Consider the following 16888-nt stretch of genomic DNA (forward strand, 5'->3'; position numbering starts at 1 on the left):
CTTTTACTGAAATTAAAAAAATAAAATTATGCTGTTAGAAAAAATAATTTCAATCTCTGGGAAACCAGGTCTTTACAAATTGGTATCGCAGTTGAAAAACGGATTCATCATTGAAGAAGTTACTACCAAAAAGAAAGTGAGCATCGGTAATTCAAGCCAAGTAAGCTTGTTAGATAATATCGCAATGTTTACTTTTGATAAAGAAGTTCCTTTGTTTGAGGTTTTTGAAAATATTGCTAAAAATTACGATTACAAAGAAACGATCAATCACAAATCTTCAGAAGCTGAATTGGCTGAATTTATGGTTGCATCTCTTCCAAACTACGATACAGATAGAGTTTACAATTCTGATATTAAGAAATTGGCTCAGTGGTACAACATCCTTCACAAAGCGGGATACATCACTCCTGAAAGTTTTGTAAAAGCAGAAGCAGAAACTGTAGAAGGTGAGGCGAGTGTTGAAAAAGAAGCTCCAAAAAAGGCAGCTCCAAAAGCAGACAAACCTGCAACACCAAAAGTAAAAGCAAGTACAGGAGCTAAAGCAGCTACGAAAAGTACACACAGAAAAATGGGATAATTTAGTTTATCTTAATGAATACAAAACCTTGTCAGCAATGATGAGGTTTTTTGTTTTATGGCGACTAAAATTGACTTAGGAAAATGGAGCGTTAAGAAAATTAAAAGTTATTCCGTTAAAAAATTCCCACTGTTTGAAGCGCGACACAACTATTGAATCAAAAAACAATTCACAACTCGCGCAAGTTTTGGGGATTTTAGGAATAACTTTTAATTTTTAGCGGAAGTTTCCAAGTCTTGAACTTTTGGTTCTTTTGTTTCAAGACAAAAGAACTAATAAAGATTTACCTTAAATTTGCATTAATTTCAATCTCAATTATGAATACCAGACAGGAAAAACTCGAAGCTTTCGGAAGACTTTTAGATATTATGGATGACCTTCGTGAAAAATGTCCGTGGGATCAGAAACAGACTTTACAAACATTGCGTCACCTTACTTTGGAAGAAACGTACGAACTTTCTGATGCTCTTTTGCAGGAAGATCTTACCGAAATTAAAAAAGAACTTGGCGATGTGCTTCTGCATTTGGTTTTTTATGCTAAAATAGGTTCAGAAAAAGAAAGTTTTGATATTGCTGATGTGATCAACTCGTTAAACGAAAAACTTATTTTCCGTCATCCTCATATTTATGGAGATACCGAAGTGAAAGATGAAGAAGAAGTAAAGCAAAATTGGGAAAAACTGAAACTGAAAGAAGGCAACAAATCTATTCTGGGTGGCGTTCCTAAAGGATTGCCAAGTATGGTAAAAGCATATAGAATTCAGGATAAAGTAAAAGGAATTGGCTTTGAATTTCATGATGCTGAAGATGCCTGGAAAAAAGTAGATGAAGAGATCAACGAGTTTCATGCAGAAACCGATTCAGACAAAAAAGAGCAGGAATTAGGCGATGTATTTTTCTCATTGATTAATTATGCAAGAATTTCAGGTTTAAATCCTGATTCGGCTTTAGAAAGAACCAATCTGAAATTTATTTCAAGATTTCAGAAAATGGAACAGCTTGCAACTGAGGCAGATTTAAAATTAGGAGAAATGTCTCTTGAAGAAATGGATATTCTCTGGGAAAAAGCAAAACGTTCAGAATAAAATGAAAGTCGACCACCCTGTAAGAAACCGTTTTCAATATCTTATTGAAATGAAGAAAACTGAGCGAAAATGGCATTTCCCGTTTCTTGCTGCATTGTGCATTGGTATTCCGCTTTTGCTAGGCTGGTTTTCAGGGAAACCGAATTACGGAAGTCTTTCGAGTTTGGGAGCGTTAACGATATTGTATTTTACAACGGCTCCAATAAGTCAGCGAATGATTCATTTGGCGGTTTGTGCTTTCGGGATTATATTTTCGTTTACCATCAGTCTTTTTTTTAGTTTTAATATTTATACAGCGGCATTATCTTTCGGAATTGTCTCTTTTCTATCACATTTTATAACCTCTTATTTTAAGATTCCACCGCCGGGAAATTTTTTCTTTATTATGTTGGCGGCGATGGCAAGTACCTATCAGTTTGATTTGGAACTAATTCCTATAAGAGTTGGTTTGGTGACAATGGGCGCTATTTTGTCTTGTTCATTGGCTTTTCTTTATTCAGTTTTTATTGAAAAAAGAGAAGTGGTAAATGTTCCCCGAAGAGTTTTTAAGAAAAAAAGATATACGAAATTTGTTGAAAGTACAATCATAGGTTTAATTATGATGCTGACTTTAATTGTCGGGCATCTTTTAAAGTTTCAAAATACGTATTGGATTTCTATTTCTACCGCTGCCATTATTCAGGGACGAAATTTCGAACATGTGCGACAAAGAAATATGCACCGTATTTTCGGAACTTTCATTGGTTTGGGTTTAGCATGGCTGATTCTGCTTTTTGACTCCGAAAAAATTGTAATGATAGGAATTATTGTAGTTTTACAGTTCGTTGTTGAGTTGATGATCGTAAGAAATTATGGTTTTGCCGTTATCTTTATTACGCCGCTTACTTTGCTTTTAATAGAAGCGGGAAGTACTGTTCATCATGAGGTTGAAAATTTAATGGAAGCAAGATTACTCGACACTATTATTGGAAGTTTAATGGGATTGGTTGCAGGTTTTTTTCTTCATCACCAACAAATGATCAATCAATTGGAGAAAAATATCAGATATTCTTTCTTTCAGTTTAAAAAATTAAAAAAATAAAATTATGCGCATTCTCGTTGTATTTGCTGTTATGCTAATGAGCTGCAATCCGAAAGCTCAGGATTCGGTAACAAAATCGCAGGAAGATTTGAAAACAGAATTTTCACTCCCTAAAAAATTGAAAGAAGTTTCAGGAATTGCTCTTTCTCAAGACCAGAAAACCATTTGGGCAATTGAAGATGCCGGAAATAAAAATGTAGTTTACGGGCTCAACAGACAAGGCGAGTTAGTTAATGATGTTCTTGTAGAAAATGCTGAAAATAACGACTGGGAAGATATCACAAAAGATGCTGCCGGAAATATTTACATCGGGGATTTTGGAAATAATGAAAACGACAGACAGAATCTTTCCATTTTAAAGTTAGATTTAAAAAATGATTCTCAGAAATCGACAAAGGTTATTCAGACGACGAAATTCCATTATGAAGGGCAGACTGAATTTCCTCCCAAAAAATCTAATTTACTGTACGATTGCGAAGCTTTTGTAGAAAAAGATGGAAGATTTTATTTATTTACAAAAAACAGAAGTAAAGGTTTTGACGGAACTTTTCTTGTTTTCCAGATTCCAAATAAAGAAGGTGATTTTGAAGCAAAATTAATTGGAAAACTAAAGCTTGAAGGAGGTTACAGTGATGCTGCCATTACATCAGCTGCGATTAATTCTAAAAATGAAATTGTGCTTTTAACGCATAAAAACATTCACGTAATTTCAGGATTTACAGCCAATGATTTTAATTCAGCTAAAATTCAGAAACTCCCTTTAAACCACAATTCACAAAAAGAAGCAGTCGTTTTCGTTGATGATAAAACTTTGCTGATTGCTGACGAAAAAGATAAAAAAGAAGGTGGGAATGTATATCAGTTTTCTCTTAAATAAATTATTTTTATTTTAAAAACGCTGGAAAAGATTGAACTCCTACGGAGTTCTAATTTTAGAATCGTGGTATTATTCTACAAAGGTATGGCTCCTCCGGAGCCATTTTAAAAAGTAAACTAATCGCAAAATAAAACCCAAAGAAAGCTCTGTGGGTTTTATTTTTTTGTTTCAAGACAAAAGAAAGAGTTTTTGCATTTGAGATTCTTCACTCCGCTTTGCTCCATTCAGAATGACAAACCTTTCTTTTTAAATTTTCAGTTTAATAAAACGGTCAATAACCGTTAAAAACTCAAACCTACACCACCGGAAATTCTTCCGCCATCTTCACCGGTAAAGTAATCGATTCTCGCAGAAAAAGTTTCGAGAATATTCATCCAAAATCCTCCACCAACACCTTGATGCCATTTGTCTGATTGTTCATTATCAATCCACACTCTTCCCACATCATAACCAACCAGAATTCCCATATTGACAGGAACGATATTGTTTTTCACACGACCAAAATCCCAACGGATTTCAGAGTTGTTGACAAAATATGATTTCCCGGCAAATCTTTCATTTCTGTAAGCACGCATTGCGTTGTTTCCACCGATGGCTGCAGCCTGATAAAACTCAAAATTATTGTTGTTGATAATCATGGCATTGGAAGAGTTGGCAAAAACAAATCTTCCTTGTTTATCGATTCTGCGGAACAGGTTTAGGGTTCCTTTAAAAGAGGCAAAGTTTTGGTTAAATTCTGAAAGATTGGCTTTCCAGCCTGCATTTAAAATCATTTCCAAACCTAAAGTAGGGAAGGCGTTATTATCAAAATTTTTAAAACTGAAAGTATAATTAGCTCCCGCAAATTGTTGTCCGTTAAAAACTTCAGGATTCACTTCTGGCGAAGCAGCAACAAAACGATCTTCATTCAACTGCACTTTAGAATGCTCAAAATTTAACTGGAACTGATGCTTCAGATTCAGCCAGCTTGTTTTTGAGATCGATGGAGCAAATTTAAACTGAGAAATTCGTACTCTGTTAAAGTCTTTACTCACTTCATCTTTTTCATATACCGTTTCATTACCCAAACCAAAGAATGTTCTCGCAAAAAATGGAGTAGTGTAGGTTGCATCAATTCCGGCATCCCATCCTGCAATCGCTTTTTTGAAGGTTCCTTTGTAGCCAACATTAAATCCACCAGTTAAAGTATAATAATTGGCGCTTATACTGTGTTTCTGAGTAAAACGATCACGAATAAAATTATTGACTGTATAATTAGCTACAATTCCCAAAATTACACCGTCATCGGGGTTGTAATTGGCCATTGGATAACCTGCAAAGAAATTGAATTTAGGATGCTTCCAATTATACGTATTTATGTCATAATCATCACTGATGTGTTTTGCTGCTCCTTTGGTTTCGTACGTATTTTTCTGAGATTTAAAATCATAAATCTTTACGTTTCTTCCGTTGGATACATTGTATACATCGTGATTATAACCACCAATCAGTCTGATGTTTGTTTTAGATTTTCCGTCGCCTGAAACTTCATAGATATCATCATCATCCAATCCGTAGATCCAAAGTTCTCTGGTCTTTTTTCCGTCGTAAGATTTTTCAAAAACCAATTCTTCGGTTTTATCTTTATTAATTTTAAATTGTTTTACATCAATTGAGTTTTCATTTTTAACGATCACAAATTTGTCTTTGTCTAAAGTTCCTACCAACGGAACTTTTTCCTGAAGAATGTGATAATATTCTACAGCATTAATCTCAATTTTTTCTTTTCTGAGTTTTAATTTTCTCTGAATATCAGCAATTGTTTCATCCTGAACTTCTTTCGGAAGGTTTTTAAAAGCAACATCAATATCGGCATCTGTAAGATTTTGCTGAATAAATTTTGCCTGTTCGCTCCAGTTTTGCTCTGTAGAACCTTTCAGGAAAATTAAATCCAAAGGATAAGGTTCCATATTTACCCAACGCACATTTTTTATTTCATCTTTAAAAGATTTCATGTGGCGAATCATCGGGATGTTCATAATAAAGGTAAACGCAGCGCCATCGTAGGTACTGAAAGCCTGATCTCTGTCTCGTGGAATAGGTTTATAAATAACTTTATTTCCTGTTTTATATTCTGCCCATTTCCACTGATCTTCATGTCTATCCCAATCGCCGATCAGCATATCAAAAATTCTTGCTCTGATGTATAAATCCTGATCAACAGAATATTTGCTGTCTTTTCGCATATTTTTCAGAACATCCGATGTTGAAAGAATATCAGTAGCATTATCAAGCGACTGTAAGGTTTTAGGATCAGAAGAAAAACGCTCTTCAATCATGTATAATTCATCCCCATAATTTTTGTTGTAGCGACCCAAAGATTTTTGTTTTGGAATATAAAATAACTCAGGATTACTGTGAAAAATCCCCAGTTTATCGATCATATTATTAATTGCAAATCCGGTAAAAGGATGATTGGTTGTGTAAAAATCGAGTAAGAACCTTTCAGGGAAAGTATTATTTAATTCGTTTCCGAAATCATTTTTCTTAAAAGCCTGAGCATTGAGAAAACGAACCGCACTTTTTTTGATTCCGCGCATTACAAATTCCTGTCCGTCATTGGTTTTCAGACGAAGACTGTTTGACTGGTTTCCGCCACCTTCTCTGAAAGGAGAATAACCGGGATTCATATCAGAAAGATCTTTCGTTTTTGCTTCAATCGGAAGTGCATAATATTTTCTGTAATGATCTCCCCAAAGCCAGCGGTAAATCCTCCCTTTTTTAGTAAGCTTTTCAGCGTAAACTGTTGAAGTGTAGGTTGCCGGAAGCGAGCTTGGGAAATTATTTTCAAATACTTGAGGTTGAGGAATTACTGAAATTTGCGTCAGTTTTTTAAGCTCATTATTTTTTGTTGAAAAATATTCTACATCTGAACTCAAATCTTTTCTGAGATTTAAAACAGCAAAACCGCTTCCACCGTAAGAAAAATCGGTTTTATTAACAATCGTGGCGGGATCAGTTTTTGAACCAGCTCCGCTGATGATTTGTCTGATATTGTTATCGGCATGATATTGTAGATTATGATCGTGTCCTGAAACGAAAATCACATTTTCTTTATCCTGAACAATACTTTTTAATCTGTTGGCAAAATCTGCATAATGTCTGTTGTTGATGTCTTCCATGCTTGCTCCAGAAGAACTTCTCAATGTTGTAAGTACAGTGGCAACTCCCGGAATCGGAACTTTTCCATTAAATGCTGAAAGGTGAGATTTTGCAGAATTAAATCCGGCATGAACACCTGAACTGATTACCGGATGATGAAGCGCAACAATAATTCTTTTATCCTGATTTTTTGTAATTAAATCTTTGAACTCTGTATAAAAATCGTCTCTGGTTTTAATATCACACCCTTTATTGATTCCAGGATATTTATCCCAATTTATTAAAGCCCATTCAGAATCAATCACAATAAGTTTGATGTCTTTGGTTAAATTAATATCATCAATCGGACAAGAATTTTTAGGAAGAAAAGATTTTTTATTGTTCAGATACGTTTTTACAAAATCTTCCTGAGCTTTTAGACCATCCAAACCGTGATACCAATCGTGATTTCCAGGAATGACTAGCGTTTTACCTTTGAAGTTTTTGGTAATTGCCAGTTGGTTTTCCATTTTTTCTTTTGCTAAAGGATAATCTTTATCGCTTTCTTTTGGCATTCCCAAAGGATAAATATTATCTCCCAAAAAGATGAGCATCGAGTTGCTGTTGGCAGAATCTATCTTGTTCTTAAGAAAATTCAACGTTTGCTGAGCCTGAATTTCTTCTGAGTTTCCGGCATCACCTACCAGAAAAATCTGAAAATCATTATCAGTTTTCAGTTCAGATTTTGATACTTCATGTAAGTTTTTGCCCTTTTTTACGTTGTAGGTAGCACAAGATAAAAGAAGTCCCGAAAGGAGAAACGTTTTTCCGGCCGGTGATATTTTTTTTAAATAAGATTTAAAGGATAAATTCATACATTTACATTAAGAAAAATTCTGTGATGAGCACCTTAGACAAAGCTAAAAATTATGTTGAAAACTTATTCAAAGATAAACTATCTTCTGTTTACTTTTACCATAATTTTATTCATACCACATATGCCGTTCAGAAAGCAGATGAAATCATAAAGCATACCAATTTGTCTGAAGTTGACAGAGAAAAGGTGTTGCTTGCGTTGTGGTTTCATGATGTTGGTTTTACAGATTGCAATGCTGAAGGGCATGAGGAAAGGGGAGCCGCTATTATGAAAGATTTTCTTAAAAAAGATAATTTTTCAGAAGAATATATTAATGAAGTTTCCAGATTGATTCTTTCTACAGAAAAATACCATCAGCCTCAAGATCTTTTAGAAATGATTATGAAAGATGCAGATTTCAGTCATTTTGCAAGTCCGTTTTATAATGATTCTGCGGAAGCTTTGCGTAAAGAATGGGAACTGACAGGCGGAATGTGTTTTTCTAATGATGAATGGAATGAGATGAATGTAGATTTTCTTAAAAACAAGCATAAATATTTCACCGATTATGCCAAAGAAAACTGGGAGCCACTCAAACTGAAAAATGTAAAAAAATTGGAAAAGAAGATGGATAAAATGGACAAAGAAGAGAAACCCAAAAAAGAAAATTCAGATAAAAAAGACCAGAAATCTGACAGAAGTGTAGATACACTTTTCAGAGTTACTTTGAATAATCATACAAGACTGAGTGATATTGCAGATAGTAAAGCCAATATTTTGCTTTCGGTTAATGCAATTATTATTTCGGTTTGCCTTTCTGTTTTGGTTCCGAAATTAGATACACCAAAGAATGCGCATTTGATTATTCCTACATTTTTTCTGTTGATCTCAAGTGTTTTGACGATTATTTTTGCGATTCTTTCTACAAAACCCAATGTTACGAAGACTACTTTTACCAATCAGGATATTAAAGACCGTAAAGTAAACCTTTTGTTTTTCGGAAACTTCCATCAGATGGAATTTAATCATTATCTGAGCTCGATGCATGATCTTATTAAAGACAGAGACTATATCTACGATTCTATGGTGAAAGATCTATATTATCTTGGGAAAGTTTTAGACAGAAAATATAAGCTTCTTTCGGTTACGTATCAGATTTTTATGGCAGGAATTATAATTTCTGTACTGTCTTTTGCGTATGCTTTTCTTACGCTTTAATTTAAAAAAAACTGCATAAAACATGATTGTAAGACAGCGAACACACTGGCTGAAAATGTTATTTATATGGAGAGGTTCTGTACTAAAGAAAATCGTAGCTCAGCTTTGTATTATCACCATTTTCTCCGTAGCGGTATATTATTTTAACGGAAAAATTTACGATTATAAAGTAAAGCTCAATCCTACAGTTTTTACATTGATTGGTTTGGCTTTGGCTATTTTTATGGGCTTTTGCAATACCGCAAGTTATGACCGATTCTGGGAAGGAAGAAAACTTTGGGGATTACTGGTCATTGAAACCCGCTCTTTAACAAGACAGATTTTATCTTTTATACCAAATGTTTCAAAAGAAGAAAAACAGGAAATTGTAAAATTGATTTCTGTATTTTGCTGGTCTTTAAATTATCAGTTAAGAGATAAATCGGACATAAAACCTCTTCAAAAGCTACTTTCTGAAGAACAGTTTCATCAGATTCAGGGTAAAAAATTTATTCCAAGTATTATTTTAGGATTTATTTCAGATTGGCTGAACATTCAGAATAAAAACGGAAATATAGACACGATTGTTTTGACTTCTATGAATCATCAACTGAACCAGTTTTCTAATATTTCCGGTGGTTGCGAAAGGATTTATAATACACCGCTTCCGTTTGCTTACAGTGTTTTACTACATCGTACCGTTTATCTATACTGTTTTTGGTTACCATTCGGATTGCTCGACAGTTTAGATTGGATGATGCCTTTGATTGTACTTCTTATCAGTTATACTTTTATTGCTTTAGACGCCATTATCCAAGAAATTGGGGAACCTTTTGGTGAAGAAGAAAATGATTTGGCACTTAACAGTATTTGCAGAACGATTGAATTTTCTATTTTTGAACAGGCTGAAATTCCGCAAGGTGAATTAAAAAAGCCCGATTCTTATTTTGTAGATTGATTTACGCTAAAGAAACTCTCATTGCAAGCAACCCTGTAATTCCCTGCAGATCTTCAACTCTTAAAAGTTCAACATCAGATTTTAAAATATTTTGTTGCTGAAGTCTGTGGATGTATTGTAAATATTCACGTTGATTTTCTAAACCGAAATAAACGATGGTAATTTTTCCGGGACAGGTAATTCTTTCGTCAGAGTCTTTGATGTGCGCTTTTTCAAGTCTTTTTTTTATGATCTCAAAATTAGAATTAAATGCACCGTCTACATCAAAACGTTTTTCATCCATTCGGAAACGAATGTCTATTTTTTCATTATAAACAAAAATCAACGAAGCAATATCAAGCGAAACCGGAAGATCTTTTTTGAATAAACGGAACTCATGTTCCATCGTACAAATAGTTTCCAGCTGCCAATATCTTAATTCGTTAACCACTTTCGTAGAATAAGGCAATTCAGGAGCGATATTCGGACCTATGTAGAGATTATGTTCAACACCATCCGATTTAAATCTTTCAAAATAATGTGGGAAAATTTCCTGAGCTGCGACTTGCTTTTCGTCTAAAATATCGGCCAGTTTACGATTGAGAAGCGTAATAGAATCGTCTAAATTTTTTCTGTTGGCATAAAAAAGATCATTCTGTGTAAAAACCTGACTAAAGTAATTTTTGATTTTTTCTTTAATCGTTTCTTCACTTTTTACCTCAAGCTGACCTTGCAGATAAGGATGGATTTCTTCGCGCAAAAGCCTTTGGAAACGCTGTTCGGTGTCTGCTTTTATTTCATTATTCAATTCGTTTTCAAAAACATCCAATGCCAAAGAATATTTTTCAGCTTCTGATGAATTTAAAATGGTCATCACTTCATGAAGTCCGTCAATTTGCTGATTGAGATCTTCCAACATCAGCTTAAAACGTTTGTCTGATGAAGAGCGAATGTCTGAAAAACTAAATAAAGGAGTAAGATTTTTAAAAGAAATCTCTTTTAAAGTATATATTTTTTTAGATAAATAAGCATTAAAATAACGCTCTGCTTCATTCCTGAATTTCCAGATTACGCTGTCGTGAATCGTGGTATATTCACGTTGAATAATGGCTTCAATCTGATTATTTCTTTCATAGGTAAACCTGCTCAGAGAGAAAATAATCATGTCGGCAACAAACTCAAGCTTTTTCAGTTTCAAACCGTTCAAACTATTGGCAATAGACGAAGTAAACTCCATCATTGCCAAAAGCTCGTTGTCTTTCATAATCGGAATGACCATGAAGCTATTGATGTTATTGTCTTTCAGAATATTGAAAGTTGGCAGTTTTTTGATTTCCTCATCGAGATTATCAACATTCGAAACCACCACAGGTTTTGAATTGTAACTGATGTTTTCAAAAGCAGTTTTTCTTGCTTCTTCATCAAAGGTGTTGATCCAAAAATCAAGAAGATGATTGGTGAAAACATTCTCGTAAATAGGAAGTTTTTCGAGCCTTTTGTTTTTGATATTAAATAACATCAAACCAAAATTGAGCTCGGCAACATCAAAATAAGATTTAAATATTTCTTTTAAATTCTCATCTGGTGAAGGATTTTCCAGATCAATTTTAATCATGCTCGATTTCAAATCAGACAGTGCCACTTCCGAAGTACAGTCGATAAGAGAAATAATACTGAATCCGTTTAAAATCCATGATTCGGGCTGGAAGTATTTTTTCCAAAGCTGTACATCATCCAGATTTTCAAGCAACATATCCAAAATATCATCCGACGGAATTTTGGTTCCTTCAGCAGGATAAACATCACTGAAATCTGAGTTGACCGTAATTTTATAATGCTTCATAATTCCCTGTTTATCGGGAATATCATAATAAAATGGGATGGTAACTTTAATATCTTTTTTAAGATAAGTCTGTAAAATCAGGCAACAGCAAAAGACGTAATATTCATCATCACTGATGTCTCTGAACTCGATTTCAAAATCTTTTCCGGCATCATTTAAAATATTCTGAAATCTTTCGGTATAATTGAACGTAAGATTGGTAAGCGGAATTCCTGCAGCTTTAATTTCGTTTCTCGTCAAACCGGTAGGGAAGAGGTCTGCCAATAAAAGTCTGATGAGGTCTTTGTGCTTTTCAAACACCGAAAGATCCTGAAAACCGTCTCTTAATTCTTTGAAATTTTTAGTTTTCTCAATTAAAGATTCTGCATAATTGGCGCGATACTCTAACCGATCGTTATACCGAATGTGCTCTAACACATCCAAATATTTTTTGAACGATATAAAAACCTGAAACGGACTTTCTTTCTTGTAGAGATTTGCCAAAATGTAAGAAAAATTGTGAGGGTAAAGGTATGAAAAGTATGAGGGAATTGGGTGTTTTTGGGGTGTGATTTTTATATTGAAGTGTGGTTTTTTGTTATGATGAATATTTTTATTGTCGTTATAGAAGTGGAGGAAAGCCATATACAAAAATAGAACGCTTTTTTAACACAAAAGCCTCACATTTTGCGAGGCTTTATTTGAATTATTAGCTCAAAGTCGGGAGACTTTACGTAGCGGATATTTAATTCTCCCAAGCATTTTTATAAAATGGTGATTTTTACTTTTCGAAAAGAACTGTCCAAACACTGATAATTCTGCCGAAGCTGTCTCTATTTAAATTAACCTCTTCACTTCATCCAAACCTATTTCTCTAGCCATAGCGGTGCCAAAAGATTATTTTTCAAAATTCTTTTAATACAACTCAAATGCTAAACTATACTTTGATATTCCCAGAAATAAAATGTCCCTAAAAAGTGTCTAACTTTTTTGGGGGCAGTCCACATTTCATTATCATTTATAAATGGATGAGGTGTCAAAGAATTTGTAATATGATGAGAAATATTAATATCATAATTATCAGTTTAATCAACTAGATATATTCCTTTTTCCATCATTTTTAGCATTGGCAATCGTATAAGTTTCATCTTTATTATCTCTTACTCCAGTACTTGTAATTCCTCTTCCATTAGCATTGATAAAACGTATAGGATTATTTGCAACATACATCATAGGGTTTAAATTTGGATGGTTCTCCGCCAGCGGAGCTAGGACAACCCATCTACCAATATCCGGCATATAAAACTTGCACCAAAATCATACATTCCCGTCTCTTGGAGTTCTTTGCCGTTGTACTTACAATGAATTGCGAGGTTTTAATTATTTAATGAAAAATTCTTTTAGTTCTCCTTTTTTTATTAATTCAATATTATTAGAACTTATCATTTTATAAATATAACCAAATTGAATATCCTCATCAAATGATCCATTATTTTTGGTTTCCTTGATAAAGTTATTATTGAGAGCATTCTTCTTTTTGATAATATCATACTTTGGATTATAAGATTCTGCTATGATAATTTTATAATCTTTATATTTAAAAGCACCTAATTTACTAATCCTATCTATAGGGAAAACCTCATTCTCTTTTTCTGTAGCTAAAATGATTAATGTATCTTGTCTGGAAAAAACGTAAAAAACGTTTAATTTTTTATTATTTTCATTTAATTTATTAATGTCTTCTATTAAGGTATTATATATTTTATCAGATACGAAAATTTCATTATTGCTTTGTTGTTTACAAGAATAAAGAAATATAAGCAGCGCAAGTATAATTATTTTTTTCATTTTTCTAATGATTTAAGATTTAAATTACCATTGATAATCAGTCCTTTTTTGACAGATATATCATTTACTACTTCTCCATTTTTTATATAGCGTCTGTATTCATATACTCTTTGAGGATTTCCGTCTGAAGTGATAACAAAATGACGAGGATATTTTCCGCTTGCATTATCAAGAGAGACTGCTGCATTCATATCACCGGTATTTGGCAAAGTACCTCTCGGATGATTATGTATTTCGAAAGATAGTTTCGAAACTCCTCTATGTGAGAAAATTGGTGTGACAACGTCAGTTTGGTGTCCTGTAAAAATTGTATAGTTCATTTTAGAGCCAATCTTGTGTCCAGCGAGTCCCCATTCAACATTCGTATTATCAATTAAGAACGTATATAGAGAAGATGCAGTAGTAGAATTGTTTGTAAAGCCTCTACTTAGTCCTTTGGGAAACATCGGAGCAGTAGTGTGTGGATATTTAGCATTTTGAGGATCTTTAAAATTTAAAGATAATTCAGATATTGGTGTTGAATCTGTTGGCGCACTTTTTTTTATGACATGTGGATCAACAGAATTATCTACATTGCCTTTACTATCAGTGACAAAAAGCCTGTCATCACTCCTCTCTTCGCTTCTATCGTTAGGGTCAACCCTTTTAACCTGGCCATCCTGTAGTAACTTGTAATCCGTTAAAACACCCCTCCCGTCTGGGTCAATATTACTGATAGGATTGTTCATCACATAGTTGTAAGGTGACCAACTTGTATATTCCTCACTTAATGAATCTACGACACCCCATCGTCCAATATCCGGCATGTAGAATCTTGCACCATAATCATACATTCCCGTCTCTTGCAACTCCTTACCGTTGTACTTATACTGATAAGACTGATTTCCTGCCAAACCATTATAACCTTCATGCTTTAATCCAAAAGGATAGTAGTTGTTTTCTTCAAGAACTTCTATGCTGTTCCCATTATGGAAATAGCTTAATCTCACGTTTCCTAAATGATCACTGTAATTGTAAATATACTTATTTTTTTCAAAGTCAAAGTAGCCTTCGGACGTAGGTACAAATTTTAAAGTAATACCCGTATCGTAAGGATTTTGAGAGGTACTCATTTTTGTGTATTTCCGCTGATATTGAAAGCCTTCTAAATAATCAACTTCTGTAAAATCTTCCATATAGGGACTTATATTATCTACTCGTTTTGCATATTTTGTTCCATTAGCTTTATATTTATAAGTATGTCTTGGCCCTTCTGCATCTAAACCAGGAAGCCAACCACCACCTACAACAGCATTAACTAATGTTGGGAGGTTAAGATGATTATATTCAATTTTAGAAATATTCTTGTCCATATGATTTGTCATATTTCCATTAGTATCATAAGAAATATTATTCCGAACAGGAAAGAATGGATATCCTGAATTATTCTGGCTAACATCTTGTACAGACTCAAGCTGATTACTTTGATTACCAAATGCATATTTATACACTAAAAAATCGATACCGTTGGCAGTCGTACCATTTGATCCTGCTGTTCGCTGAAGGGTCGTGATATTACTATTAATATCGTAGGTAATTTTTTCAAAATATTCTCCGAGTGTAGGATTGGTATCCTTTTGGAAAAAACCTGCTGACAATCTGTTAAGTTTATCGTAAACATAACCATATCTTCTCAGATTACTGTTGCCGTCTGTAGACGTTTTCCAATCGGTTTCAGCAATATTGCCATTGAACTTTGGCTGTACAATTAAATTTTGGAAATTCAGATTGGGTACTGATTGACCTTCAACAGTATTATATTTAATTTTATAACCGAATAGATCTTCTGTTCCTAAATTTACTGGATCATTAATATGAGTCATCCAGCCACGGATATTATATTGATAATCTATTGTTTGAAGACCACTACCAAGTATCGTTCCTCCTACTTTTTTCTGAATGACTTGTGAGATATCGTTGTAGTCATTCTGAGCCAATATCTCTTCTGCATTGTTGTCAACTTTATGTTTGTGTACTTTGATCCTGTTCTGACTATCATATGTGAATGATTCAATAATTTCTCTCTCCGTATCACCGCTAAGTCTTTTATGACGGGTTATAACTTTTTTTGGGACACCTGAGAATTCCAATTGCGATTCGGTTTTTGTATAACCTCCCAGGTGATTGATGGAATGGCTTGATATTGCTCTGCCCTTTTTGTCATACCAGCTGTAAGTCTTAGTCCAGTTGTTATCTTCTATATTTTTGATGTAGGAAGCTAAAAGCATACCTTTAGTATTGATTTTTGCTGCAGTATTGTCTGTTATGATTTGATTCGATAGCGTATTAGTTACTGGTGGAGTACCAGATGGATAGCTATCATAATAATTAACGGATAATATGGTTTCTAAATATGGAAAATGATTATTAGAGTAGTAAACTTGCATTCCATTTTTCGTAAAGCCTACGCCATCTCGATTTTCAATAATTAAATTATTAAGAATCATATTTTGCATATCAGCTCTGTTTGATCCTCCTACAATCCCCGTCATGATTACTCTGCCAAATTTATCATATTTTGTAAAGAGCCATTTGTCGGAAGGATGCATTACTGCATCTTGTGTAAAAATTAGTCGGTCTGCTTTATCATACACCATGTACTCCCAGCCTTTTCCAGGAAGCTTTTTCTCAACAAGCCTATTTTTTCGGTCATATTTATACTGATAACAAAGATTGTTTAATGTGGTCTCCGGAAGCTGAGTACCTGAGGCTAAATTTTTGAAAAGATCCGTCCCTTTTGGGGAAATTACATAAGCAAGCTGCCCGTAATTATTATAAATATAATATGTGTCAGCGCTCTCTGTAGCAGATAATATTTTTCTTACTAATATTATCTGTCCCTCACTATTCTTAAATTCAATGCTTTGATTACCATCTTCATCAGTTACAGAATTCTTATAAAGTTGACCTGCGGTATAATCTATAGATTTTGATATGGTTGATTGGGATGTGCTATAATCAAAAGTTGCAATATATTTTTGTACCTCTCCTGTCGCATTGGCGCCATAGCTAAAATTAATAGGATTCTGCTGCCAACTATTTCCTTCATTTAGCTTAGATAAAGGCCTATCCAATGGTGAAAGTTCAAGATTAGAATGTGAATATGGATAATTATCCGAATAATAGGTATTTGCAGCAGACTTTACTGATGACTGAATATTGCCATTTAGCGTAGACATGGGAGTAGGAAGCCATGAATCTACTTGTCTACCAAAATTGTCATATTCTATATGAGTTACGATATCTTTTCCTGAAGGAGCTGAATTTACACTCACTATTTGTTTCGGTCTGCCTAATCCATCAATATACTGAACGGTACGTAACTTATCTCCTGTTCCAAGTGAGTCTAAATAAACCTTGGTTTCTATAAAGTTTTCTGATGTAGACTGTGCAGATAATATACAGCCAAACAATAAATGAATGGGGATTATTATTTTTTTCATGATCTG

The 16888-nt window shown here is 33.9% G+C and carries 11 protein-coding genes; 6 read left to right on the forward strand and 5 right to left on the reverse strand.

Features of this window, described 5'->3' with window-relative positions; genetic code table 11:
• Window positions 1-28 precede the first annotated feature (28 nt).
• From BUR17_RS14850 to BUR17_RS14865, 4 genes are all read left to right on the forward strand, one after another.
• Window positions 29-577: a DUF5606 family protein gene (locus tag BUR17_RS14850; RefSeq protein WP_074231107.1), complete on the forward strand. Its 549-nt coding sequence runs from the start codon at window positions 29-31 to the stop codon at window positions 575-577.
• 317 nt (window positions 578-894) lie between these two features.
• On the forward strand, window positions 895-1662 hold the full coding sequence (gene mazG, locus BUR17_RS14855) for a nucleoside triphosphate pyrophosphohydrolase (RefSeq protein WP_074231108.1): 768 nt from the start codon (window positions 895-897) through the stop codon (window positions 1660-1662).
• A gap of 1 nt (window position 1663) precedes the next feature.
• The gene (locus BUR17_RS14860) at window positions 1664-2743 is read left to right on the forward strand and encodes an FUSC family protein (RefSeq protein ID WP_074231109.1); all 1080 of its coding nucleotides are present in this window, start codon (window positions 1664-1666) and stop codon (window positions 2741-2743) included.
• Between the two features lie 4 nt (window positions 2744-2747).
• Complete coding sequence (locus BUR17_RS14865) at window positions 2748-3620, forward strand: hypothetical protein (protein WP_074231110.1); 873 nt, start codon at window positions 2748-2750, stop codon at window positions 3618-3620.
• A gap of 281 nt (window positions 3621-3901) precedes the next feature.
• Here the strand turns inward: BUR17_RS14865 and BUR17_RS14870 are convergent, their stop codons facing one another.
• The gene (locus tag BUR17_RS14870) at window positions 3902-7615 is read right to left on the reverse strand and encodes a metallophosphoesterase (protein WP_074231111.1); all 3714 of its coding nucleotides are present in this window, start codon (window positions 7613-7615) and stop codon (window positions 3902-3904) included.
• A 26-nt stretch (window positions 7616-7641) separates the two neighbouring features.
• On the opposite strand from BUR17_RS14870, the gene BUR17_RS14875 reads away from it, so the two are divergent.
• Window positions 7642-8814, forward strand: a complete 1173-nt coding sequence (locus BUR17_RS14875; protein ID WP_074231112.1) for a Pycsar system effector family protein — start codon at window positions 7642-7644, stop codon at window positions 8812-8814.
• A gap of 22 nt (window positions 8815-8836) precedes the next feature.
• Window positions 8837-9751, forward strand: coding sequence for a bestrophin family protein (locus tag BUR17_RS14880; RefSeq protein WP_074231113.1), 915 nt, complete (start codon window positions 8837-8839; stop codon window positions 9749-9751).
• 1 nt (window position 9752) lies between these two features.
• Here the strand turns inward: BUR17_RS14880 and BUR17_RS14885 are convergent, their stop codons facing one another.
• The 4 genes from BUR17_RS14885 to BUR17_RS14900 form a co-directional block, all read right to left on the reverse strand.
• Window positions 9753-12056 (reverse strand): GAF domain-containing protein, encoded by a 2304-nt coding sequence (locus BUR17_RS14885; RefSeq protein WP_074231274.1) that lies wholly within the window; start codon window positions 12054-12056, stop codon window positions 9753-9755.
• Window positions 12057-12641: 585 nt separating this feature from the next.
• Window positions 12642-12785, reverse strand: coding sequence for a hypothetical protein (locus BUR17_RS20760; RefSeq protein WP_159437607.1), 144 nt, complete (start codon window positions 12783-12785; stop codon window positions 12642-12644).
• Between the two features lie 147 nt (window positions 12786-12932).
• Window positions 12933-13400 carry a hypothetical protein gene (locus tag BUR17_RS14895; protein WP_074231115.1) on the reverse strand — a complete coding sequence of 156 codons (468 nt, stop codon included), beginning with the start codon at window positions 13398-13400 and terminating at the stop codon, window positions 12933-12935.
• On the reverse strand, window positions 13397-16882 hold the full coding sequence (locus tag BUR17_RS14900) for a DUF6443 domain-containing protein (protein ID WP_074231116.1): 3486 nt from the start codon (window positions 16880-16882) through the stop codon (window positions 13397-13399). The genes BUR17_RS14895 and BUR17_RS14900 overlap by 4 nt, the downstream gene beginning before the upstream one ends.
• Window positions 16883-16888: the final 6 nt, after the last annotated feature.

It is taken from the genome of Chryseobacterium scophthalmum (assembly GCF_900143185.1).
Taxonomy (GTDB): domain Bacteria; phylum Bacteroidota; class Bacteroidia; order Flavobacteriales; family Weeksellaceae; genus Chryseobacterium; species Chryseobacterium scophthalmum.